At 32.9% G+C, this 20,395-nt stretch carries 18 protein-coding genes and 1 tRNA gene; 17 read left to right on the top strand and 2 right to left on the bottom strand.

The window, feature by feature from the left end:
- Positions 1-36 precede the first annotated feature (36 nt).
- Positions 37-1,425 carry a dipeptidase gene (locus TD29_RS09635; protein WP_040280341.1) on the bottom strand — a complete coding sequence of 463 codons (1,389 nt, stop codon included), beginning with the start codon at positions 1,423-1,425 and terminating at the stop codon, positions 37-39.
- A 192-nt stretch (positions 1,426-1,617) separates the two neighbouring features.
- Between TD29_RS09635 and TD29_RS09630 the strand changes: the two genes are divergently transcribed.
- From TD29_RS09630 to TD29_RS09565, 13 genes are all read left to right on the top strand, one after another.
- Positions 1,618-1,699: transfer RNA gene (locus TD29_RS09630), tRNA-Leu, on the top strand.
- A 382-nt stretch (positions 1,700-2,081) separates the two neighbouring features.
- Complete coding sequence (locus TD29_RS09625; protein WP_040280340.1) at positions 2,082-3,869, top strand: ParB/RepB/Spo0J family partition protein; 1,788 nt, start codon at positions 2,082-2,084, stop codon at positions 3,867-3,869.
- A 438-nt stretch (positions 3,870-4,307) separates the two neighbouring features.
- Entirely contained in the window at positions 4,308-5,144 is an 837-nt protein-coding gene (locus tag TD29_RS09620) for a DUF932 domain-containing protein (protein WP_040280707.1), read from the top strand.
- Between the two features lie 133 nt (positions 5,145-5,277).
- Positions 5,278-6,045, top strand: a complete 768-nt coding sequence (locus TD29_RS09615; protein ID WP_040280339.1) for a DUF6577 family protein — start codon at positions 5,278-5,280, stop codon at positions 6,043-6,045.
- Between the two features lie 85 nt (positions 6,046-6,130).
- Positions 6,131-7,141 carry a nucleotidyl transferase AbiEii/AbiGii toxin family protein gene (locus TD29_RS09610; RefSeq protein ID WP_241485267.1) on the top strand — a complete coding sequence of 337 codons (1,011 nt, stop codon included), beginning with the start codon at positions 6,131-6,133 and terminating at the stop codon, positions 7,139-7,141.
- 17 nt (positions 7,142-7,158) lie between these two features.
- Positions 7,159-7,968: a hypothetical protein gene (locus TD29_RS09605; protein WP_040280337.1), complete on the top strand. Its 810-nt coding sequence runs from the start codon at positions 7,159-7,161 to the stop codon at positions 7,966-7,968.
- A complete protein-coding gene (locus TD29_RS09600) occupies positions 7,961-8,500 on the top strand; it encodes an adenine nucleotide alpha hydrolase family protein (RefSeq protein ID WP_206539798.1) in 540 nt (179 codons plus the stop codon). Before TD29_RS09605 ends, TD29_RS09600 begins: the two co-directional genes overlap by 8 nt.
- A gap of 67 nt (positions 8,501-8,567) precedes the next feature.
- Positions 8,568-8,753, top strand: coding sequence for a hypothetical protein (locus tag TD29_RS09595; RefSeq protein WP_040280335.1), 186 nt, complete (start codon positions 8,568-8,570; stop codon positions 8,751-8,753).
- Between the two features lie 1,062 nt (positions 8,754-9,815).
- Positions 9,816-10,160, top strand: coding sequence for a single-stranded DNA-binding protein (locus TD29_RS09585; RefSeq protein ID WP_040280333.1), 345 nt, complete (start codon positions 9,816-9,818; stop codon positions 10,158-10,160).
- 70 nt (positions 10,161-10,230) lie between these two features.
- On the top strand, positions 10,231-10,608 hold the full coding sequence (locus TD29_RS09580; RefSeq protein ID WP_040280332.1) for a DUF6876 family protein: 378 nt from the start codon (positions 10,231-10,233) through the stop codon (positions 10,606-10,608).
- 600 nt (positions 10,609-11,208) lie between these two features.
- A complete protein-coding gene (locus tag TD29_RS09575) occupies positions 11,209-11,793 on the top strand; it encodes a BfmA/BtgA family mobilization protein (RefSeq protein WP_040280330.1) in 585 nt (194 codons plus the stop codon).
- Positions 11,756-12,790 (top strand): MobB family relaxase, encoded by a 1,035-nt coding sequence (mobB, locus tag TD29_RS09570; RefSeq protein ID WP_040280329.1) that lies wholly within the window; start codon positions 11,756-11,758, stop codon positions 12,788-12,790. The genes TD29_RS09575 and mobB overlap by 38 nt, the downstream gene beginning before the upstream one ends.
- A 44-nt stretch (positions 12,791-12,834) precedes the next feature.
- Complete coding sequence (locus TD29_RS09565) at positions 12,835-14,235, top strand: type IV secretory system conjugative DNA transfer family protein (RefSeq protein WP_394331534.1); 1,401 nt, start codon at positions 12,835-12,837, stop codon at positions 14,233-14,235.
- 102 nt (positions 14,236-14,337) lie between these two features.
- Here the strand turns inward: TD29_RS09565 and TD29_RS09560 are convergent, their stop codons facing one another.
- A complete protein-coding gene (locus TD29_RS09560; RefSeq protein ID WP_152611494.1) occupies positions 14,338-14,901 on the bottom strand; it encodes a hypothetical protein in 564 nt (187 codons plus the stop codon).
- Between the two features lie 306 nt (positions 14,902-15,207).
- Between TD29_RS09560 and TD29_RS09555 the strand changes: the two genes are divergently transcribed.
- From TD29_RS09555 to TD29_RS09545, 4 genes are all read left to right on the top strand, one after another.
- Entirely contained in the window at positions 15,208-15,843 is a 636-nt protein-coding gene (locus TD29_RS09555; protein WP_040280326.1) for a TetR/AcrR family transcriptional regulator, read from the top strand.
- A 133-nt stretch (positions 15,844-15,976) separates the two neighbouring features.
- A complete protein-coding gene (locus tag TD29_RS17910; RefSeq protein ID WP_052467065.1) occupies positions 15,977-18,643 on the top strand; it encodes a hybrid sensor histidine kinase/response regulator transcription factor in 2,667 nt (888 codons plus the stop codon).
- Positions 18,644-18,836: 193 nt separating this feature from the next.
- Positions 18,837-18,992, top strand: a complete 156-nt coding sequence (locus tag TD29_RS18520) for a hypothetical protein (RefSeq protein ID WP_161792616.1) — start codon at positions 18,837-18,839, stop codon at positions 18,990-18,992.
- Between the two features lie 35 nt (positions 18,993-19,027).
- Positions 19,028-20,326: an IPT/TIG domain-containing protein gene (locus TD29_RS09545; RefSeq protein ID WP_052467064.1), complete on the top strand. Its 1,299-nt coding sequence runs from the start codon at positions 19,028-19,030 to the stop codon at positions 20,324-20,326.
- Positions 20,327-20,395: the final 69 nt, after the last annotated feature.

Genomic DNA, 20,395 nt, shown 5'->3' with positions numbered 1-20,395 from the left:
TTTAATATATAAGTTGGTGGCTTTTTTATGATGTAATTATTTACTTAACTCGGTAAAATATTTGTAAAATAAAGGAATAGTTTCAATGCCTTTAAAATAATTCCAAACTCCAAAATGTTCATTAGGTGAGTGTATGGCATCACTATCTAAGCCAAATCCCATGAGTATTGTTTTGCTTTTTAATTCTTGCTCAAATAGAGAAACAATAGGAATACTTCCTCCACTTCGTTGCGGTATTGGTGTTTTGCCAAACGTATCTGTATAGGCTTTACTTGCTGCTTGGTAGCCAATACTGTCTATTGGAGTAACATATCCTTGTCCGCCATGATGCGGATTAACTTTTACTTTTACACCAGCAGGAGCAATGTTTTCAAAATGAACCTTAAATAACTCAGTTATTTCTTCCCAATCTTGATTTGGCACTAAACGCATTGATATTTTAGCAAATGCTTGACTTGGAATGACCGTTTTTGCGCCTTCACCAATATAGCCACCCCAAATTCCGTTAACGTCTAAAGTTGGTCTGATAGAATTTCGTTCGTTAGTAGAATATCCTTTTTCACCATAAACGGCATCTATATCTATAGATTGTTTATACGCTTCTAATGAAAATGGTGCTTTAGCCATTTCTGCACGTTCGGCATCAGATAGGTTTTCAACCCTATCGTAAAATCCAGGAATTGTAATATGATTGTTCTCATCATGTAATGATGCAATCATTTTTGTGAGTACATTAATTGGGTTAGCTACAGCTCCACCGTACAAACCAGAATGTAGATCACGATTAGGTCCAGTTACTTCAACTTCTACATAGCTCAAACCACGAAGTCCTGTTGTTATAGAAGGTACATCTGGCGCAATCATTCCAGTATCTGAAATTAAAATAACATCATTCTTTAGCTTTTCTTGATTGGCTTTAACAAATTTTGAAAGATTAACACTCCCAACTTCCTCTTCGCCTTCAATCATAAACTTAACATTACAAGGTAATTGATTGGTTTTGGTCATAAATTCCATGGCTTTAACATGCATGTACATTTGACCTTTATCATCACAAGCACCACGAGCAAAAATAGCACCTTCAGGATGTGTTTTGGTTGTTTTAATTACAGGTTCATAAGGAGGAGAGTCCCATAACTCAATAGGATCTGCGGGTTGTACATCATAATGACCATACACGAGAATGGTAGGTAAATTTTTATCAATTATTTTTTCGCCATAAACAATAGGGAAACCTTCTGTTTCACAAATTTCTACATGGTCGCAACCAGCTTCTAAAAGGCTATCTTTAATCACTTCAGACGTTTTGAATACGTTGTCTTTAAATGCTGGATCAGCACTCACTGATGGGATTTTAAGAAGATCAATAAGTTCTGATAGAAATCTATCTTTATGTGCTTCAATATAGGATTGAATTTGTTGCATAATTTATGTGTTTTTGGTTTATTTCAAAAATACAAAATCAAAGAGTATATTTTTCTTAAATAAAGTTAATTGAATATAGAAAGTATTTTTTATATTTGCATCCCGTTTCGGGATAATTGCAGGCGTGGTGGAATTGGTAGACACGCTAGACTTAGGATTTAACCAAATAAAAGTTCTTAAAATATTGAAAAAGCGGGCGTGGTGGAATTGGTAGACACGCCAGACTTAGGATCTGGTGCCGCGAGGTGTGGGAGTTCGAGTCTCCCCGCCCGCACTTTTTCAACTACAAATTTGTAGTCATAAAACCTCTCAGAAATGAGAGGTTTTTTTGTATAGGTACAACATAGGTACAACATTTCAGTATTTTTAAGACAACATTTGCATTAATATCAAATGCTATTCTTTCAATTTAATATCTATGAATTCATTGACAAATTAATAGATTTCGCTAAATCACGACCTTAATTCTTAGTAAGGGGAGTTTATTATCATACAATATAACCGCAATTTAAACTCGTAAAATGCTTCCATCAAAAGACTACGGCATAAAGCCAACGCTTTTTCCTTTGCCCATTTATTCCGTTTCCTTTTGAGCTAAGATTTTAGCTTCCGTTTGATTTCTGCTCAAATATTGTTTAATCAAAAATTTGAGTATTATGACAACAAAAGCAAGTACCACAAGAAAACGCAGTCGAACAAGAGTAGCTGCCAAAACAGAAGTAAATGGTAAGAAAACACCAGTACTTCAAATTCAGAATCTGTCCATTGAGAAGGTTATTCCCGACCCAATGCAACCAAGGAAAACTTTTAATGAAACGCTTCTACAACAGCTTTCAGAAAGTATCAAAAAACACGGTGTGTTACAACCGATTACGGTAAGGAAATCTGGAAAAGAATACATCATAGTAATGGGCGAACGTCGTTATCGTGCAAGCAAATTAGCTGGGAAGAAAACGATACCTTGTATAGAAAGAACATACAAGAATAACGAGGTTTTTGAAGTGCAAATCATAGAAAATCTACAAAGACAAGATGTAGAGCCAACAGAAGAAGCTGAGGCTATTGCTTACTTAAGTGAAAAGTATGCGCCAACTGAAATCGCTAAACGATTAGGCAGAACAGATAATTTCATAAGACAACGTCTAAAGTTGGCAGGATTGATTGAGGGTTTTAAGCACTTTGTTCGTAATGGCGAAATGACCATTTCATTGGGTGTAGGTGTCGCACTTTTTACACCAGAAGAACAGCAAATGATGTTAGAAACGATGGGCGAAGATTTTAATGCACATCAGATAAATAGAATGATTGATAATCAGACCTATGATTTAGAAAAAGTATCTTTTGATGTTGCCGATAAGAAGTTAATTCCAAAGGTTGGGTCGTGTGTAGAGTGTCCGTTAAATGCTGCAAATCAAGGCAATTTGTTTGGGGAAGGTAAAATGGTTTGTACCAAATCTGCTTGTTTTGAAACTAAGAAAAACAAATCGTTTTTAAACCTGATAAAGGAATCAAAGAAGAATAACATTTTATTGATTCCTGAAATACGAAAGTATTGGGCAGATGAAGACAGTAATCAGTTAATCATTTCTCAACTGGAAAAAAATGGATTGAAAGTATATCTTCTAGATGATGTTGAAATCATTGAAAAGCCTATTGAACCAAATTTAGAATTAATTAAGGAAGAGTATCGTAATTACGATTACACCGAAGAGGAACAAAAAGTAGAGTTAAATGAAGCTGTCGATACTTACAAAGAAGAATTTGAAAAGTATAATTCAGCTGAAGAAAATGGATTTGTAAAAGGTATCGCGTTCCATCCAAAATCATATATACACAAAGAAGTGTTTGTTAAGGTTATTGAAAAATCTAAGAATAGTTCGGTAACACATTCAGCACCATTGACTAATAGAAAAATGGCTGATTGTACACCTGAAGAACAAATTGTAAAGGTTAATGAGAGAGAAATTCGTAAGAAGCAAATAGAAAACAACAAGCAGTTTGAGGAAGTTGTTTCAATGATACGAGAGACCAAATACATTGACACCAAGAAAGCACTTTCGGTAGATGAAATGGTCGCTTTCTCATTATCGCTTTTTGAGAACAATGTGGATTATATGAGTCAGCAGAAGTACTTTTCAGAATTTTTGGGTGATACATCCAAGATGACGAGGATTGAGATTGTTCAGAATTTCAAAAATAATTTCAAAAAGGAAAATTTTCATAAGTTGATACGCTATATGCTTACTAAGCAAGTTCACCTTGGTGAAAGTAACCATGTGAATAATCTAACGAACATTTCATTCTATAATGCGATGCAAGGCCATTACAAATCTAAAATTGTAGGCATTGAGGAAGTATATGCAGAAAAAAGAAATAAGCGTGAAGAACGTTTGAAAGAGCGAATTACAGCTCTAGAAAAGAAAGTAACAGAACTCAACGAGTAGCTTTTGTTGTTTTGAAGAAGGGTTGGCATTCGTGCTGGCTCTTCTTCTTTTTTATTCTAATACTGTCAGCGGTAGGATATAGTTAAAAAGTATCAATCAATAGTAGCGCAAAGATAAACTCGTAAAATACACCCATCAAAAGACTACGGCATAAAGCCAATGCTTCATCCACTACTTATTTATTCCGTTTCCTTTTGAGCTGAGATTTTAGCTTCCGTTTGGGTTCTGCTCAAATATTGTTTAACTAAAATTTCAACATTATGAAACGAGTATCCGGAAAATCGAAAATTCCATTAAAAGAAGCAAAAGAGCATTATCAATCGAGCTGCGAAAATTACGACATCGAAGGTTCAGAAAGTCATTTGGCTTACTACAGAGAGAAGCATCCGATATACTATTCTCTGCTATTACAAAATGTTTAATCTAAATTCAAAAGCTATGTATTTACAAAATTTGCAACAGGATGAAATCTTTGTTCCATCAGAAATGAAATCCTTAAAAACTTTGACACAGATGGAATCGCGACGAGGACTTGAAAACGTCATCATTTCTAATGGTAAAATTGTTAATGTGGTATCTAACAGTTATGGCCATATTCCTAATCAATTATTCTTTAAAAAGGCTGAGGAAATGCTAACAGATGCCCAATTGAACTTTCATAAACGTACCATCAATAAAAATGACAGGTCTTTTATAACAGACTTTATTATTGATGATAAAAGTCAATTCTCAGTAAAGAATAAAGAGGATTTAATACTGCCGATGCTTCGGTTTAAAAACTCGTATGACGGAAGTGAAAAAACTTCTGGCCACTTTGGATTTTACAGAAAAGTATGTTCTAATGGGTTACACGTTTCTCAGGCGGAAATTGAATTTTCCATCAAACACAGTAAGAACAATACACATCTTATTATGCCGCGACTAAATAATCTGTTTGATAAGTTTTTAGACAACGAGTTCTACACCATTACCAAGAAATTTGATAAGATGAAGGACTTTAAAATCATCGATACTCAAGAGTTTGTGAAAGCCATTTTGGATAAAACAAAACTCTTTAGATACGAGTGTAGTGATAAAAACAGCGACGCTTCAAAAAAGTCTCGTGAAGTAATTGAGATTCTAAATTACGAAGCATTGTTGCTCAACGAAGAACCGAACCTTTGGCTAGGTTACAATGCCTTTAATGCAGTATTGCATAATACACTAAAAAAGAGCTTTGGTCAACAAGAGCGGTTAGATAAAAAGCTGTTTGATGAAGTCTATGAAATGGCTTAAAATCAAAAAGGTTTATCCAGTACCTTAAACTGGATTTTTCCAATTTTTACCACTTAACCTATATAGTGGCAATTATTTGATTTCAAATATTCGCCACTTTTTTGTACTTTTGGCAAAGTTTTGATTTATTAATATGCCAAAAATTATAGAAAATAGACTTATTGAAGCCTTCAAAGACCGCAGTTCTTTTAATAGGGAAGAGCTGTATGACTTCTACCTCGATTTTGAGTCAGACCTAAAAGAGAGCACTTTTAGCTGGCGTATTTACGACCTAAAGAAGAAGGATATTATAAAAACCATTGGACGAGGTCTATACGTTATATCGTATAAGCCCAAATACAAAGCGGTACTGACTGATAACATATTTAAAATTGTTCGTAAAACCAACGAACGTTTTGAGGATATAAAATATGCCATTTGGGAAACCCAATGGCTAAACGAATTTTCCCAACACCAAGTAAACAATCAAATCATCGTGGTAGAAGTAGAGAAAGAGTTTACAGACTCACTCTATTATTACCTAAATGATAACTTGCGTATGGATTTTTTCCTAAATCCAGACGATAAAGAAATAGAATTCTACATTTCAGAAAGCAACGTACCAGTAGTTATAAAACGACTGGTAACAAGAGCGCCTATTCAAAAAGTGAGAAATAAAAAAGCAATTATACCTATTGCAACCCTTGAAAAGATAATGGTGGATTTGTTCGCAGATGAAAACCTATATCATTTTTATCAAGGCTCAGAAATGATAAACATCTACCAAAATATTATAGACAGGTATAATATCAATTTTACAAAACTATTTAGCTACGCTAAACGACGTAAAAAAGAACAGGAAATAAAACAATTTATAAGCAGACACATTCCAAATTTCTTAGAAGACATTCAATATGATTAATAACAAAAGTTTTACTAGGGAATGGCTGGATAGCTTCCGTGCAAAAAGAGAACATAGAGGGATTAATGTAACCATCCTTGAAAAAATGGTACAGGCATTATCGCTGTTGGAACATCTTAAAATTGCAGGACTTGACTTTGTATTTAAAGGTGGAACATCGCTTGTGCTTTTGCTGAAAGAAGGTAACCGATTTTCAATTGATATTGATATTATTTCTAGCATTAAGCGTAAAGAATTAGAAGAAACTTTAGATAAAGTTGTCGAGAATTCACATTTCAAAACACACATACTTAACGAGCGTAGAAGCTATAAGGAAGGTGTGCCAAAAGCACATTATACGTTTGAGTTTGATTCGGTGTACAACCCAAACGTTACAGGAACAATACTGCTAGATATCCTCTTTGATAGCCCACATTATCCAGAACTTATAGAATCTTCCATTGACTCACCGTGGCTTTCTGTTGATGGCACAGCAACAATAGTTGCAACACCATCGATTAACTCAATTTGTGGGGATAAATTAACCGCTTTTGCACCAGAGACTATTGGGATTCCATACTACAAAGAAGACCAATTGTTTGCTATGGAAATTTGCAAGCAGATGTTCGATATTGGGAAACTGTTTGAAAATATTACGGATGTAGCAGTCGTTAAGGAAAGTTTTTCTGCTTTCGCAAAAGCAGAACTTTCGTACCGAAGTTCTGATGAAGAATTTAATAAAAAGGAACTTACTGCAACCGATGTGCTTTGGGATTCTATAGACACTTGTGCCATTATCTCAAGGCGAGAACGCAACACAACAACAGAAGCGAAAAAGAAGTTTACAGATTTAAGTTCCGGCATACGTAGCTTTGGTAGTGCATTTTTAATGACAGGAAATTTCAGGATTGAAGAAGCATTGGCAGCTTCGGCCAGAGTAGCCTACTTAAATGCTATTCTTCTACAAGATGAAGTTGTTGAAATAGAATATTTTAATGACCAGGACATAAGTAAATTGGCAATAACAAATCCTGATTGGGCATATTTAAACAGATTAAAACGACAACCCGATAAGTCTATATTTTATTATTGGTATAAGGCTGTGGAATTATTATAACTATTAAAAAAAGAAGAATGGCTAAATCCAAGATGATAGAATTTAGAAATCCATATCACATAGAGCCACCAGGTGTTTTGCGACAAATACTATCGCACCCAGTAAATGCAACCGAAGCTATTGAACTTGCATTGTTTCAGGAGCATCGTTACGCATTCTTTTATTGGAATAAATGGATGCGCAAAAATGAAGGTTCAAATCCACCGTGTCTAGTTTCTTTAGATTGGCACCAAGATTTATGCTATCCGTGTGTGACGGAAATGGAATGGCTTGACAATTTAGACTTAACAAGCAATGGAGATGTTTCTATATTTTCCTGGGCAAAACTAGCTGGCAATAACGATGGGCATATTCTAAGTGCAGCTTATTTAAATTTAATAGGGAATATTTATGTGCATTGCAGACAAGAAATGGGTCGAGATACTTGGGAAGATGAAGAACTAACTGATAAATACGGAAATAAGCACATCATCAAAAAATTTAATACTTATGAAGGTTTGCAAAATGCACTTTTAAAATCTTCAGAAACCTCTGTTTTTTTCGATATAGACTTAGACTTTTTTTCGGTAAAAAATGGGTTAAGCGATGGTTCTTTTGAATTTACCTATCTATCAGATGATGAAATTCGGAAAATGCTAGATATAGACAACCCTTTAATAAAATGGATTTTTGAAAGGTTAAAAGGAATCACTATTGCTACAGAACCCGAACATTGTGGTGGGCTTTTAAAAAGTAATAAGTTTCTAAACCTAATAAGCGACATCTATTATAAACCTGAATTATTTGCACCTAAGTGTAACTGGAAATGGAAGTCCGAATATGAGTAGCAATTTTCAATACAGACTATCCAAAAATCAAAAAGACGAAATAGCTCAAAACCTTATTGAGATACTAAAGGATGACGCAGATATATCTTACGAAACGAGAGTATTTATTTCTAATTGGATTCTTACTGGACCTGAAGAAAAAAGAAAAGCTTTCTATGATGTATGGGATATTGTTTTAAAGAACTACTTACCAACCGTAAGGCCCATTTTATTTAGGTCGTGTGGAAGAGTTAGTAAAAAAAATAAGATATCAAGTTTTACAGGTCGATTGGAATGTGTAAAAAGATTCAGTCAAGGTAAAGGTGTATTAATAATATGCGATACAGAAGAAAGCCTCAAATTTGAAGATGAATTTTATAAGCCTGGAAATTATGTGCATACATTTTATCCACTTGTTAGTGTTTTAAAAAAAGCAAAAAATTCTGGAGGTTGTGGATTTTCTGAAAGAATTCTTAACAATTACATAGGGGAAGACGAATACATTATGCGATTCGATTCAGAGAATATGTCTAGCTTAAGGTTTATTCAATAGGCTTTCAATCATAATAAACGCACAACCTAATTTGAAACTTTAAAGCTAAATCAATTATACTTTTAAAATGAACCCTAATAAGATTAGAAACATAATTAAGCATTATAAAAAATTGAGACAAGAACAACCAGATACTTGGATTGAACATTGTGTAAATCAAGAAAAATTAGAAGATGCAATAGTTTATGCTGCGTTAGCCGAAAATCATTTGGGAAAAAGGAACAACCATCAAAAAAGACGAAAAAAAACTTAATCTTGAAAAATTTGCAGCTAACTTAGTTGATAAGAAACCCGAAATTCAGAGAGCAAATTCTTTTGATGAACTGTTAATCATTGTTGAAAATTGTAAAATTAGTGGCATTGGTCCACTTACTTGTTATGATACAGCTCAAAGAATAGGAGCGAAAATCAAACTTTTTCCTGAACATATTTATTTACACGCTGGGACAAAAAAAGGAGCAGAAAAATTGTTTGGTAAGCGATTAAAAGTAAAGTTTATTAATAAAACTGATTTACCAAAACCATTTCAGAATGAAAATTTAACTAACGCAGAAATCGAAGATATACTTTGCATCTATAAGGATAGGTTTGACTAGTCCGAGCTCTAACTAATAAAAATAATTTTCAATAACCACTCAGCACATTCCCCTACATTCCACGCTTCCTGTTGAAAAAACAGGAAACACTACATTCCGTGAAAAGAGCTTCATTACAAAGGTCTTGGACACAATCCCCAATTTCAGCTTTCCATTGCGTTAACCCTTCCCGATACTCTGGTAAGGAACACTTCATTCCAGAGCCAAAATTGTGAATTAAGTCCGCTTTATCATCGGAAAGCCATCACTTCGATTTTCTTAACAGAATTTTCGGTAAGCCCTTCTTGAGTGCTTCCTCGAAAATTCCTAAAAACCAAAGCGCTGCCTTACACATTTTAAGGGGTTTATAATAGATAAAGCCTTTATTATTTTTCGGGTCGTCGAAAAACAGGCACGACATAACCACTTCTAATTTAATCACTGCCACTTATTTCGCTTAACTGTCGGTACGCTCAAACGCAACTGCGTTTAAAAGAATTGCTAATGCCCTTATGGAACTTGTCAAGACTGTACGAGTTTTAGTGAAAAATAAGGTTTCTACTTCCTTGAAAATCCAAGGATTTTTCTACGTCGCAAACACACCTGATTTATTCTCTAAAAGTCTTGACAAAACCCACTCTATCTATTGTGCGGTGCACGAAAGAAAAGAACAAACACCCCTTAAAATTTAATCTGTTTTAAATCAATAGGGGAAATATAAATCACTTAAATATTTTATTATGAGTACTATTAAAAATCACGTACAGTTAATTGGAAACGTTGGACAAGAACCAACAATTACGAACCTTGAAAGCGGAAAGAAAGTAGCCCGTTTTTCACTAGCCACAAATGAGTATTACAAAGACAGTAAAGGCGAAAAGCAAACAGATACAAATTGGCATACTGTTGTTGCTTGGGGCAAGACTGCTGAAATTGTAGAAAAGTATGTTGTTAAAGGAAAAGAAGTTGGTATATCTGGAAAGCTTAAAACTCGAAGCTATACAACTGATGATAACGAACAACGATATGTAACAGAAGTAGTAGCCGATGAAATCCTTTTACTAGGAAGCAAAGGCGATAACTAAACAAAATGAAAGAGGGCGTAACCGTCGAAAGATGCGCCCTCTTTAATATTAATCTCTAAAAGAAATTAAGATGAACAAAGTTAACGAAATAAAAGAGGGACTGCAACATTTTTGCGGTTCAGAAATGCTCTATCAAATTCCATTGATACGCACTCGATTTACAGATGGATTGAAATATTTAGCCAACGTAGCAAACTGTTTTTGGCTCATTGTTGATGTTTCCGTAATTGCCAAAAGTCTTTTGAACCGAAGCCATTTTATTACAATAGATTTTAAAAGGTTGTCGGAAGAAAAACAAGACCAAATAGGTTATGAAGCCGAAATAATTTACAGTGATGGAAACGGAGCTGTTTTTGAAACACATCGCTACAATTTTACGGATTTTCCTTTGGAAGAACTGCGTTTGTTTTTTGTAAACAATACGTTGATGCTTCCGAGTGAATACTAAAAGCAAAGGTTATGATTTATCTAAATTATAATAACCTCGATGATGAAACCCAACAACGATTGTTTTTGATATCTAAAGAAGAAGTAGAAAACAAGTTTGGGGAACAATTAAAGAACTACGCCAGGGAACACTATATGAAATACGAAACCCTATTGGAAGAAGAAGCGATACGAAATCTATACAATTTTAAGTATGTTTTCAATATCTAAAACAACAAATAACAGCAAACAAGCCCTTTTATTATGAGGGCTTTTTTGTATGCTCAACAGGTTAAAATTCATACCTTTATATGATTGAAAATTTAGTTTTTTAATGGTCATCACATCTTTTGATTTGACTTTCCTCGATGACCATTTCCGTAAAAATGAAATTTAAAAAGCAACTGACTTTTTGGTCAGGTTGTTTGGAATTTTGTCACGCTAAAGCGTGAGGAAATGGAAAAGCAAGAGGGTAACACGCAGAGCGATGTTACAGACTTTCATTTTTTTTACAATCCCTTTGTTAATAAGGGGTTGAAGCGTTTGATGAATTTGAATGCTTCTTATTTTTCACGGAAAAACGCATTTGGCCCAATAAAATCAACAAATTTTTCACGGAAAAATGGATAAAGGATATGAAAAAGAACGGTTTGAGAGTTTGAGCATTAAAACTTCGGTAGCTCAAAAATTCAGAAAATTTTGCAAGAAATGTGCAAAATCACAGTCCATGAATTTACTGGACATGATTGATTTTTTTGAAGCCAATGAAGTGTCGCCAAATGATAGATTAGGCGAAACCATTACCAGTTTGCGATTTCAAATGAAGAAACGGTTTAATGCTATTGTGGCTATCATTAAGGATATTGAAAAGCATCAAACCAAACCAACAATCGCCATGTTACAAGCATTGCTAGAAGGTAATATCGAAGAGGAAAATAAAGAGGAAGAAACCTATGATTTTGGAACGCCAACATTGATTACGGAAAATGAAGAACTCAATTATTATAGAGAATCTTATGCAAAATATAAAGATTATTATCACAGTATTAATCAAGAACTAGAAACCATTATTGACAGGACAAAATACGTAAAAGGAAATTTTGGTGGTGGCTATCTAAAACTGGAAATGACCAAAGAAGAATTTGAAAATTTAAAAGAAAAACGAAATAATGTACATCACAATAACAGCACAGAAATTAGGCAATAATTTTGCACAGAGTTCACTAGATTTTGTCTCTTACCTCGAAAAAGAAAATGAAGGAAAAACAATTGAAGAACAAGAACATTTTTTCAATCAATATGGCGAAGAGATTTCAGCAACAGAAGTGGTGCAAAATATTGATGGTAATACTGCGAAACTCAAAAAGACCGAACCCAAGTTTTATTCCATAACAGTCAACCCAAGTACTCACGAATTGAAAGGATTGCAAAACCATTCTAAAGAACTTAAAAAGTACACACGAGAAATTATGAAAGATTATGCCAAGGCTTTTAATCGTGAAATAAATGGTCGTGAAGTTACAGTCGATGATATAAAATACTATGCAAAAATTGAGCATCAAAGAATATATAAAGGAACTGACAAACAGATTCAAGAAAACCAACCTTTTGCTACCAAAATACTTCAGATAAAAAACGACATCAGAAAAATTGAGCAAGGAAATTTAAAAGGAAACATCAAAACCCTAAAAGATAAAATCACCAAACTTGAAAAAGAAGCACCGCATCAACTAAACGGAAAACGAGTTGTTAGAGGGATGCCAAAGGAAGGTTCGCAAAGCCATATACATATTATTGTGAGTAGAAAAGATATGACAAACAAACACAGTTTGTCACCAGGAAGTAAACACAAGGCTTCGGAAGTAGAAATGCACGGAAAGGCTGTAAAACGAGGATTCAATAGAGATGCATTTTTTAAAAATTCGGAGCAGACATTTGACAAGTTGTTTAATTACAAACGAAACTATGTAGAAACCTACAAAGCACGAAAAGCATTCGTCAAAAATCCTAACACCTACTTTGCAAGTATTATGGGGTTACCAACAAATGAGAAAGCAGTTGCTTTTAAATTACTGGGAAAGACTGGAGTAAACACCTCGCTAATGAGTATTCCAACTAATAAAGTACAATTAGCTTTAAAGACAATAAAGCAATTGAAAAAAGTTGTGAGCGTTGCCATAAAATCTAGTTCTATTGGGATATGAGTATATCAGTAGCAGAAATAATATTATATGCAGTTTTACCAATCATGGTTATTGCAATCATTGGATATGTGTTTTTGTCTTCAGATACTAAAGCCAATATTCAGAAAAAGTACCAGATCTATTTTAAATTGAAAAGCGGAAAGTTTAAAATCGACAATATCAAACGTGGTGTGTCGATTATTGGCTCTGCGGGAAGTGGAAAAACTGAAAGTGTTATCTACAATTTATTACAACATTTCAGCAAATATAATTTCTGTGGAATCATTCACGATTACAAAGATTTTGAACTTACTGAAATTGCTTATCCGTTATTCAAAGAATCAGACATCTCTTTTTATACCATATCTTTTGATGAAATTTACAGTAGAGTCAACCCAATAGCGCCAAGATACTTACCCAATGAAGAAAGCGTAAACGAAATCTCAAAAGTGTTGATTGAAAACTTATTGGAACAAAATCTATCTGATGCCACAGGAAGTTCTAAATTCTTTGCTGATGCTGTGGAAGGTTTGTTAAGCGGATTGATATGGAAACTCAAAACGGCTTATCCAGAGCAATGTACTTTACCACATTTAATTGCTCTATTTCAATCGATGAATACTAAGAAACTAGTTGCATTTTTAAGTTCAGACTTTACTTCTAAAGCAATGGCAAGTGCTTTTATCAATGGTATAGAATCAGAAAAACAAACTGCTGGTGTAAAAAGTACATTGGCGAATGCTTTTAAAAAAATTAGTACACAAAAAATATTTATGGTTTTATCTGCTGATGAAGTGCCTTTGGATATAAATAATAGCGATAACAAAGCAGTAATTTCAATTGTGAATAATCCAAAGTATGAATCTGCCTATGCGCCAATTATTGCAACCATCATGCATACCGTTATTAAACAAATGAGTGTTAGAAACAGAGCACCTTCATTTGTGTTGATGGAAGAAGCACCAACCATAAAACTACTTAATATGCATCGTATTCCAGCGACATTGAGAAGTTATGATGTTTCAACGATTTATGTGATGCAAGACAAAATTCAAAATGATATGCTCTATGGTGAAAAGGCAAGCAAAGCGATTTTGAGTAACCTATCCTATCAGTTTTTTGGTAAGGTAAACGACCCAGATACTGCCAAATATTACGAGCGTTTTTTTGAACTCGTTAAAAATCCTACCAAAAGTATCAGCAAAGGCACAGGGCTTTCTTGGGATGCTCGTATCACCAAAGGTGAAAAGGAAATCCCAAAACGTAGAGCCGAAATATTTTTCAAGTTAAAACAAGGTGAGTTTATTGCCTTTGCGGATGGGAAGGATAAAAAGGTTAGGTTTAAATTGCAAACTATTGAAAAGGAATTATCAAAAAATAAAATTCAGTTCTCTAGTGAAGATTTACTATTGAATTTTAAAAAGGTTTACAGGGGAATCATGTCAATTTTTCATCAAAACTCATAATATTAATTTGCTCTTAATTAAACCGCTGATATTGACTTCAGCGGTTTTACCTATCTCTATTAAAAATTGTCAACTTATTTTAGGATAATTTATGTAAATAAATTAGTCTAATATGACAGATCCATATCTATTTCCAAAAAAGGAAGCATCTACATGATGTTTATTTCCGTAAAACTGACTAACCAATGTATTGTTGTCAAAAATCAAAGTTAATATAGATGGTTTTGTATTGAAAGAGGAAGACAATAAGGATTGCTGGTTTAGATAATCATAATTAACCAGCTTATGGTCTTTATCAATATACACACGAATCTTCCAATTATGCTTGTCAATATTTGGTTTTACTTGTTTAAAAGTTCCTAAATTATCATAGCATATGGCAACAATTTCAGTGTCATTTGGGAAACTGCCTTTTTCGTTCTCGCTAATTAATTTATTAACATAAAACGCATGTTCATCATTATAAGATTTGATAAACACAACAATTGTTTTTTTAGATTTTATAATGTCTGATGTACTAATGGTTTGGTTGCCTAAAGTTGTTAAATTTGATTTTGATTTCGTCAAATAATTTTCTTGGGAATAACCTAGTGCAGATACGCATAACAGGATTATTAATGAGAGATAAGTTGATTTTGTCATTTTGGTATTTAAAAGTGAATTCATAACTGATTATTTAAATGATTTGTCTTTCAGCTCTTATGAGCTGTTGTTGTTAGTACAAATTAACAACGCATTCCGAATTTTGTTTTTAAAGAATGACCCAAAGAATATTAAAAACGAACCTTTATATTGGTACTATTTGCTTGATATTCAAATTTGATTCAAAAGGTTTTAAAATTGATTCAATTAACTATAATCCTAGTCGTATACCTATATGATTTGAAGACCTCTTTGTATGTTTGAAATGTTTTTTGAGATGATACATACTTAAAAATAGTACAGATGTACTATTTTTTGTAAATTTGTAAAATGAATAAAACAAAAAAGAGAATATTAGAGGTCTCACTTGAGCTATTTAACGCTAATGGAATTTCAAATGTGTCTTTGAGAACAATTTCTGATAAAATGGGAATCAGCATAGGTAATTTGACCTATCATTTTAAGAAAAGAGATGAAATTATTGAAGCACACTACTTCCAACTAGTAGAGGATTATGAAACAAGTATGACTAAAATCAAATTTGCAGATTCTACTTTAATGGTACTCTTACAAATGTCGTATTTATTAATGCGTGATATTTATAGATATCGTTTTATTCTGGTAGACCTTGTACACATTTTACAAGAGGACACAATAATTAGAGAGCATTATATTGAATTATCAAAAAGTAGAGAACAACAATTCGACGAAATTTTTAAAAGTCTAATTGAACAAGGTGAAATGAGAAAAGAGATTCTTGATAATGAATACAAATTCTTTTTTTTAAGACTCAAAATATTAGCTGATTTCTGGATTTCTTCATTAAGGGTTGAAAATAGACCTTTAAATGAGGACGTGATTAGCGAGTATGAAGAAATAATAATACAATCTTTCTTTCCTTATTTAACAGACCAAGGACGCAAGAATTATTTGTTAATAAGGAATAAAAAATTAGTTAGTCATTAATAGATAAGCTAAAAAATCTAAATTCTATTTAGTTATGTTAAGGTATCTGAAATATATAAAAACAAGAAAATATTTAAGCTTTTTTATTGTCTTAATCGTAATATCTAGCTATGGTCAGAGCAATTATCAGAATATGTTAGATAGCTTAAAAGTTTATCCAAAGGCAAGTGTTGAACGTGTAAATTTATTAAATAAACTTGCATATTATAATTGGAATAAGAACCCAAAAAAGACAGATTCTTTAGGTGAAATATCATTAAGATTATCAAATGAAATTAATTATAAAAATGGGATTTGTGAATCTTATTACAATTTGGCTCTAGGTCAATGGATGTTGGGTAATTATCCTCTTGCACATGAATATGCCAATAGTTCTCTCAAAGTCGCTGAAAACAATAATCAACCATCAGATGTTCTTAGAGCTTATTCTATTCTTGCATTAATTTATGATGATCAAGGATTATTGAATAACGCCCTTAATTATCATGAGTTGGTTTTAAAAAAACGTATTGAAAGCTTAGATTCTAGTGCCATTGCAACGTCCTTGAATAATATGGGTTCTGTCTATTTTAAAATGGATAGTTTAGAAAAATCTGTAGAACTATTTAGGGAATCTTATACAATTCGTAAAAAGATTAATTCTAAAAGAGGAATGCGCGAATCATTGTCAAACATTGCTTATGTCTTAAATGAACAAGGCAAGCCAAAAGAGGCTATGCCTTTAATTAAACGTTCCTTAAAAATCGCTGAAGAATTAAATGATATAAACGGTATTGTAAATCTTGGATCTACTTTAGGAACGGTATATATTAATCTAAAACAACTGGATTCAGCTGAACAGATTCTACTCAAAACTCTACCATTAGCAGAGAAAATAGGTGTAAACAAAAGAATTGTTGAAATAAAAGGCTTTTTAGGCGATGTTTATCAAGCAAAAAAGGATTACAAGAGTGCCAATAAATATCTTAATGAGTATTGGGTATTAAAGGATAGTATAGAAGGGCAAGAGGCTACTAATAAAATACTTGAATTACAAACAAAATACGAAACCGAGAAAAAAGAAAAAGAAATATTTGAACTTCAGCAACAAAATGAAGAAAGTGAGAATTGGAGAAATATTTTTGGACTCGGAACTTTAACTATGATTCTTATAGCTGCCTTTATTTATTTGTTTTATCGCTATAGACAGCTCAATAACCTTAAGCTAATTGAAGCTAAAAACATTCAAACGGAGCAGTTAAAGGATATTAATAAAATGAAATCTAAATTTTTGGCAAACATTTCACACGAGTTTAGAACACCATTAACTCTAATTATAGGGCCAGCAAAAGAGCTTTTGGCAAACACCAAAGAAGAAGAAACCAAACAACAATTAAACTGGATTCATAAAAATAGCCAAAAACTTCTAAAATTAATCAACCAATTACTTGAACTATCAAAATTAGAAGCTGGTAAAGAAAAGTTAAAAACCAGTCAAGACGATATTGTTTCTTTTACTAAACATATTTTTAATTTATTTGAATCGCTCGCAATACAAAAGCACTTAAAGACTTCATTTAAAAGTAAAAAAGAGCAAATTTATGTTTATTTCGATTCTGAAAAATTAGAACAAGTCATTACAAATTTACTATCAAACGCTTTTAAGTTTACAGATAAAGGAGAGGTTTCAGTAACCTTAAATGAAGTAACCATCAAAAATAATGACTATTGTAAAATAACTATTCAAGATTCTGGGAAAGGTATTCACGAACAACAATTACCATATGTTTTTGATAGATTTTATCAAGCGAATCAAGATGGGGAAGATAGTTATGAAGGTACAGGAATTGGCTTGTCATTATCTAAAGAACTTATAGAATTACATTCTGGAAAGATTGAAGCCGAAAGTGAATTAAATAAAGGAACAACTTTTCACCTTTTAATTCCTTTAGGCAAGGCTCATTTAAAAGAAGAACAAATTATCCCTAGTATAGAGCATACATTTTCTAATGAAATTCCTCAAGGAATAAATTCAACAGAAAATGATACTGGAGATACACATGAGGGTACTCTACCCCTAGTTTTAATTGTTGACGATAATAGAGATATTGTTGATTACATTCAAGTTTCACTTAATGGTAGGTATAGGTTTTTAAAAGCTTTTGACGGAAATCAAGGATTAGAACTCTCTGAGAATGAGTTGCCAGATTTAATAATTTCTGATGTTATGATGCCAGGTTTAAATGGACTTCAGCTTTGCGAAAAAGTAAAAACCAATGTAAAGACAGACCATATTCCAGTAATTTTGCTAACTGCAAAGGCTGGAGAAAACGATAAATTAGATGGTTTAGAAGCCAAAGCAGACGAGTATCTTCAAAAGCCCTTTAATAAAAAAGAGTTGCAGGTAAGAGTTCATAACTTAATTGAGAATAGAAAACGTCTTAGAAAACGATTTACAAACAAAGTGATATTTAAACCTTCTGAAGTTGCGGAAAACTCGCAAGAAGAATTGTTTTTAGATAACCTTAAAGAAATTGTTGAAAATAATCACACCGACTCGCAGTTTGATGTCAAGAGGTTTTGCGAATTAATACACATGAGCAAGTCGCAACTCAACAGAAAAATGAAAGCTGTATTTAACAAAAGTCCTAATCAGTTTATAAGGTCTTACAGACTAGAAAAAGCAAAATATTTAATAGCACAAGATAGAGGGTTTAGTTTATCTGAAATTGCCTACGAAGTTGGTTTTGCAAGTCCTGCATATTTCTCCAAATGTTTTAATGATGAATTTGGATATGCACCCAGTGAATTGAAGAACTGATAGTGTGTTACTAAACTTAAAAGCTACATTTTGAATCAAATTTGCAAATCATTGAATCAAATTTGAAAGTCTAAAATCTAGACCTCTTTTAATGGTTCATATTTATAAGAGACCAGTTCAATCTTGAAATAGATTGGGCTGGTCTTTTTAGTTATTTGCATAAGACTTTTAGTAACCTAAAACACAAACAAAAATGAAAAAAGTCGTGCATTCAATTTTTGAAAATTTAAAAAGTGCTTTTGAAGAACCAAAAAGCAATCTAGCAATATTACTAGTCTCAATATTTTATGCTAGTGTGTTCCCATTAATTTACCTCATTGGCAGATTAGTAAAAAGTCTATTAGAATAATTAACAATAACCCCAAAATTTAAAAACAAACAAAAATGAAAAAATTAACATTAATAATGCTATCTGTTGTTTTAGCAATAAGTAGCTGTAGCAAAAATGATGATGGAGATAACGTTGCAGCACCAACACTAACAACCATAACACCAAACAACGGACCAAAGGGGACTTTGGTAACTATAAATGGCGATAATTTTGGTGCAGATGCAAGTGCCATACAAGTATATTTTAACGAAATAGAAGCAGAAGTACAATCGGTTACTAATACGGCTATTGAGGCTATAGTGCCATCTAGAGCCTATACAGGTGTTGTAAAAGTAATGGTTAATAATACCGAATTATTAGGGCCAGAATTTAGCTATACCATAACAAGAGCAATTGTAGATACTATGGTTGGAAGCGATTTAGGTAATGCAGATGGACAAGGAGTAAATGTTCAATTTAATAACCCTAGAGGAATTGTTTTTGATTCTCAAGGTCATTTATATGTAGTAGATAACTCTAATCATAGCATACGTAAAGTAACTGCAAGTGGTGTAACAACAACTTTTGCAGGTAGCACACAAGGATTTGCAGATGGTATTGGGACAAGTGCCAAGTTTGATTCGCCTGGTTTTATAGCCATAGATGCCCAAGACAATTTATACGTCACAGATTTATATAATCACAAAATACGAAAAATAACACCAGATGGAGAGGTAAGCACTTTTGCAGGCAGTACTCAAGGAAATGAAGATGGTATAGGAACTGAAGCTAAATTCTTCCATCCAATGGGAATTACAATAGATGCAGATGGTAATCTATACGTATCAGACACTTATAATCATAATATTCGCAAAATTACGCCCACAGGAGAAGTTACTACTTTGGCTGGAAGTGAACAAGGTTTCGCAGATGCTGTTGTTGGAACAGAAGCAAAATTCCAGTACCCACATGGTTTAGCAATCGATAAAAATAATAACATTTTGGTTGCAGACAGAGGGAATAATGGTATTAGAAAAATCTCTGCCATAGGCAGTGTTACTACTATTACTGGTAGTACCCAAGCAGGATATGAAAATGGGCCATTAGGAACAGCTTTGTTTAACGATCCTATTGCTATTGAAGTCGATGAAGATGGCAACCTATATATTACAGACACTGATAATCATGTTATCAGAAAAGTAGATAATTATGGACAAGTAAGCACATTTGCAGGAAGTACATTAGGTAATTCTGATGGCATAGATATGCAGGCAAGTTTTAATCGTCCATTTGGAATTACAAAAAAAGGTAAATACAAAATGTATGTATCAGATAGCTTTAACCACAGAATTCGTAGAATCACACAAGAGTAAAACCTAAATCAACTTAAAAAATAGAATAATGAAAGCCCCAAAAATTGAATCAGTAGTAACCAAAATAGG

Origin of the sequence: Psychroserpens damuponensis (genome assembly GCF_000826655.1) — a bacterium.
Taxonomy (GTDB): Bacteria; Bacteroidota; Bacteroidia; order Flavobacteriales; family Flavobacteriaceae; genus Psychroserpens; species Psychroserpens damuponensis.
This window is presented reverse-complemented; position numbering and strand designations above follow the sequence as displayed.

Excerpts from the sequence above, each read along its gene's own strand:
- TD29_RS18520 (WP_161792616.1), top strand. The coding sequence starts at position 18,837 with ATGAAAAAAGTCGTGCATTCAATTTTTGAAAATTTAAAAAGTGCTTTT.
- mobB (WP_040280329.1), top strand. The coding sequence starts at position 11,756 with ATGTACATCACAATAACAGCACAGAAATTAGGCAATAATTTTGCACAG.
- TD29_RS09545 (WP_052467064.1), top strand. The coding sequence starts at position 19,028 with ATGAAAAAATTAACATTAATAATGCTATCTGTTGTTTTAGCAATAAGT.
- TD29_RS09600 (WP_206539798.1), top strand. The coding sequence starts at position 7,961 with ATGAGTAGCAATTTTCAATACAGACTATCCAAAAATCAAAAAGACGAA.
- TD29_RS17910 (WP_052467065.1), top strand. The coding sequence starts at position 15,977 with ATGTTAGATAGCTTAAAAGTTTATCCAAAGGCAAGTGTTGAACGTGTA.
- TD29_RS09605 (WP_040280337.1), top strand. The coding sequence starts at position 7,159 with ATGGCTAAATCCAAGATGATAGAATTTAGAAATCCATATCACATAGAG.
- TD29_RS09610 (WP_241485267.1), top strand. The coding sequence starts at position 6,131 with ATGGTACAGGCATTATCGCTGTTGGAACATCTTAAAATTGCAGGACTT.
- TD29_RS09580 (WP_040280332.1), top strand. The coding sequence starts at position 10,231 with ATGAACAAAGTTAACGAAATAAAAGAGGGACTGCAACATTTTTGCGGT.
- TD29_RS09615 (WP_040280339.1), top strand. The coding sequence starts at position 5,278 with ATGCCAAAAATTATAGAAAATAGACTTATTGAAGCCTTCAAAGACCGC.
- TD29_RS09565 (WP_394331534.1), top strand. The coding sequence starts at position 12,835 with ATGGTTATTGCAATCATTGGATATGTGTTTTTGTCTTCAGATACTAAA.
- TD29_RS09585 (WP_040280333.1), top strand. The coding sequence starts at position 9,816 with ATGAGTACTATTAAAAATCACGTACAGTTAATTGGAAACGTTGGACAA.
- TD29_RS09595 (WP_040280335.1), top strand. The coding sequence starts at position 8,568 with ATGAACCCTAATAAGATTAGAAACATAATTAAGCATTATAAAAAATTG.
- TD29_RS09625 (WP_040280340.1), top strand. The coding sequence starts at position 2,082 with ATGACAACAAAAGCAAGTACCACAAGAAAACGCAGTCGAACAAGAGTA.
- TD29_RS09555 (WP_040280326.1), top strand. The coding sequence starts at position 15,208 with ATGAATAAAACAAAAAAGAGAATATTAGAGGTCTCACTTGAGCTATTT.
- TD29_RS09575 (WP_040280330.1), top strand. The coding sequence starts at position 11,209 with ATGGATAAAGGATATGAAAAAGAACGGTTTGAGAGTTTGAGCATTAAA.
- TD29_RS09620 (WP_040280707.1), top strand. The coding sequence starts at position 4,308 with ATGTATTTACAAAATTTGCAACAGGATGAAATCTTTGTTCCATCAGAA.
- TD29_RS09635 (WP_040280341.1), bottom strand. The coding sequence starts at position 1,425 with ATGCAACAAATTCAATCCTATATTGAAGCACATAAAGATAGATTTCTA.
- TD29_RS09560 (WP_152611494.1), bottom strand. The coding sequence starts at position 14,901 with ATGAATTCACTTTTAAATACCAAAATGACAAAATCAACTTATCTCTCA.